A 3,457-nucleotide genomic window follows, 5' to 3' on the forward strand; every position below is an offset into this window, starting at 1 on the left:
CCAACCAAAAAATTATGAAAACAACCAAAAAAACCAATTTATTTTTAACAGCATTAGCATTAGGTATGTTTGCATCTTGTAGTAAAAACGAAGATGTTGAAACAATATCAACTACACAGGCACTAGAACAACCATCTTTATTAAATAAAGAATGTAGTTTTGTAGATAATAATTGGGCATCAGCAGCAAATTTGTACACAACATTACCTAATTCTGGTAGTACTACAGGCTCAAGTTTGATTACAACTCAAAATTCATCAATAGCCTCTTTTTGGGGAAGAAGCGCTCCGACTTTCCGTTTTGTTAGAGATTTAACGACACCAAGTTCTACATTTAACGCAATTTCTTATAGTACAGGTAAAATTTATTTTGGAGAAGCAATTTTTAAATGGGCGTATAACAGAGATAGTTCAAATCTAATTAATGTAATGATATTAGCTCATGAATACGGTCATCAATTACAATATGCTTTTGGTTTGCCTTCTGTATCAGAAAGTACAGCAAGACCAAATGAACTAGAAGCTGACGGATTTTCAGGATACTATTTAAGAAGAGGATACGGTAAATCTACGTTTGCTTCTATTGCGACTGCTTATGATGCTGCCTTTGCTATTGGCGACAATAATGTAACGAGTCCAGGTCATCATGGCACACCAGCACAAAGAAGATCTGCGGTACGTTTAGGTTTCTTATTAGCAGACCCAACAAATGCAAAATTAACAGCTTCGGCTTTTGATTCTAACTTTTTTTACTACTATACAGGGGTAAAAAACGGAACTTACCGTCAAGCAAAACCTGCTGGATATAGCGAAAAAATGAATCAAATTATTAAATTGCATGAAGATGAGTTAAGAAGAATTGCTTCAGGAGAGATGAGTGACGAAGAATATTATAATCTTAATTAATATTTAATAAAATAAATAAAAAAGCTGTCCTAAGAAGACAGCTTTTTTTTTATGGTTTAAAATAATGTTAAAAAAACGTTAAACGTAATTTAAACAAACGTTTAATTTAAACAAATGTTTAAATTTGTACTTGATTTTAAAAAATCAATACCTATGACCGATTTTAATGACAAACAAATTGAAATTCTTTTAGTAGCCGAAAAGCTATTTTCAGAACACGGTTTTGACGGAACATCAATAAGAGATATAGCTAAAGAAGCAAATATCAATATTGCTATGATTTCGTATTACTTTGGATCGAAAGAAAAATTACTAGAAGCATTAATTATCAACCGAATTTCTGGATTACAATTACAAATAGAAAATCTTCATAAAGAAAACTTATCTCCTTTTGAAAAAATTGACAAATTAATCGAATTATACATTACCAGAATTAACAAAAATTGTGGCATGTATCAGATTATTCATTTTGAAATAACTTCTAAAAAAAGAGATATTAATTATGAAGCTTTTAATGAAGTTAAGAAATACAATTTACAAATTTTAAAAAATATTATTGAAGAAGGACAATCTAAAGGTTTATTTAGAAAAAACGTCAACATTGCCTTAATTCCACCAACTATTATGGGAACTTATTTTCATTTTCAGATGACTAAACCTTTTTATGCTGATTTATTTAACTTGAAAACTCTCGAAGATTTTGATAATTACATTCATAACGATTTAACAAAACACATACAACAAACCATTAAAGCACTTTTAGTTTATGAAAATTAAAGCAAAATTATTAATTGTCATTTCTTTTTTAGGAGTAACTATTGGACAAGCGCAAGAAAGAAGAATTCTCTCTCTCAAAGAAGCCATTTCTCTAGTAACAACTAATAGTAATGAGGCTGTACTAGCCAATATGAAGGTTAACACTTCCAAATTGGAAATGGAAACTATGAAAAATAATCAATATCCGAGTTTGAAAATTTCTGGACAATTTTTACAACTAACAAATGCCAATATTGATTCAAAAATTAAACTGGGCGGTTCTTCCAGCGAGGGTTCATCTCCTATTAAAGTTAGTCAATTATTTTTGGGTCAAGCTAATGTTTCGATGCCAATTTTTAATGGATTTAAGTTGAAAAATAGCATTTCTGCTTCAGAAAATTTATACAAAGCTGAAACAGCAAACGCTGCATATACTAAAGAACAATTAAGTATTTATGTGGTCGAATTGTTTGCTAAATTGTTTCAGTCACAACAAACAGCAACACTTATTGAAGATAATTTAAAAAGTGCCCAACAACGTACCAAAGATTTTTCGGCAATGGTAGATAATGGATTGATGGCTAGAAATGATTTATTGAAAGCACAATTACAAGAATCAAACATTCAACTCTCGTTAGATACTGCTAAGAAAAATGCAAACGTGATTAATTACCAATTGGTTACAGTTTTACAATTACCAAAAGACACGCAAATTGATATTGATATTGAAACCATCAAAAGCGATATGGTAAAAAATCAAAGTGTTGAGACAAGTGGACAAAGAAATGATTTGGAAGCCTTAAGTTACCAACAAAAATCTTCAGAAGCTGGTATAAAAATAGCAAAAAGTGGTTATTATCCGTCATTAGCATTAGTAGGTGGTTATATTGCTTTCGATTTAAAAGACGTGATTACTGTGACAAATGCAATGAATGTTGGTGTTGGATTAAGTTATGATTTAGCTTCCATTTTCAAAAATGGGAAAGAAGTTAAATTGGCTAAAAGTAAATCAGAACAAACCAAAACAGCGGTTACTATTTTAACTGATAAAATAAAAGAAGAAACACATGAAGCGCAAGAAAACTACAGCCTTTCTTTAAAACAAAATTTGGTTTACAAGCAAGCCGTTGAACAAGCAACTGAAAACTACCGAATTGTAAAAGACAAATACGACAATAGCTTATCTACTACCAATGATTTGTTGGAAGCCGATGTACAACAACTACAAACCAAAATAAATCTGGCATTATCTCAAGCGGATATTGCTTTAAAATATTACCAACTTCAATTTGCGGAAGGAAAACTAATCAATTCATTCAATATCTCTAAAAACTAAATATTTCATCATAATGGAAAAGAAACAAACAAATAAAAAATTTATACTTATTTTCTCAGTTCTAATACTTTTAGGAGGAACTTACGGAGTTTATAAATACATGCATTCCTTAGCTCACGAAACTACTGATGATGCTCAAATAGAAAAAAACATGAATCCTATAATTCCAAGGGTTTCGGGTTATGTTACTAAAGTATTTGTAAAAGATAATCAATTTGTAAAGAAAGGAGATACCCTTTTTACTATCGATAACAGAGATTATATCATAAAAGTTGAAGAAGCAAAAGCAGCTTTGGTTGGTGCCGAACAAGGTTATGCCGTTTCAAAAGCAGATATTGGAACAGCACAAGCAAATGTATCCGTATCTGATGCCAATGTTCAATCTGCAAGCGGAAATATCGAAACGGCTAAAATCAGATTAACAAGAGCTGTTAATGATTACGAACGATACAATAATTTG

Annotated in this window: 4 protein-coding genes; all 4 read left to right on the forward strand. The window is 30.7% G+C overall.

All coding sequences use genetic code 11. The features are described 5' to 3' along the window. The coding region (locus ACKVOV_RS13695) for a metalloprotease (protein WP_409207318.1) at window positions 1-905 on the forward strand (905 nt) is incomplete at its 5' end. Between the two features lie 114 nt (window positions 906-1,019). Continuing rightward, a complete protein-coding gene (locus ACKVOV_RS13700; RefSeq protein WP_409207319.1) occupies window positions 1,020-1,682 on the forward strand; it encodes a TetR/AcrR family transcriptional regulator in 663 nt (220 codons plus the stop codon). After that, window positions 1,672-2,997, forward strand: coding sequence for a TolC family protein (locus ACKVOV_RS13705; RefSeq protein ID WP_409207320.1), 1,326 nt, complete (start codon window positions 1,672-1,674; stop codon window positions 2,995-2,997). Before ACKVOV_RS13700 ends, ACKVOV_RS13705 begins: the two co-directional genes overlap by 11 nt. Before the next feature lie 13 nt (window positions 2,998-3,010). Further along, on the forward strand, window positions 3,011-3,457 hold a 447-nt coding region (locus ACKVOV_RS13710; protein WP_409207321.1), incomplete at its 3' end, for an HlyD family secretion protein.

The organism is Flavobacterium sp. (assembly GCF_046153165.1).
Lineage (GTDB): Bacteria > Bacteroidota > Bacteroidia > Flavobacteriales > Flavobacteriaceae > Flavobacterium.

Coding starts and splice junctions, on each gene's coding strand:
- ACKVOV_RS13700 (WP_409207319.1), top strand. CDS start 1,020: ATGTTTAAATTTGTACTTGATTTTAAAAAATCAATACCTATGACCGAT.
- ACKVOV_RS13705 (WP_409207320.1), top strand. CDS start 1,672: ATGAAAATTAAAGCAAAATTATTAATTGTCATTTCTTTTTTAGGAGTA.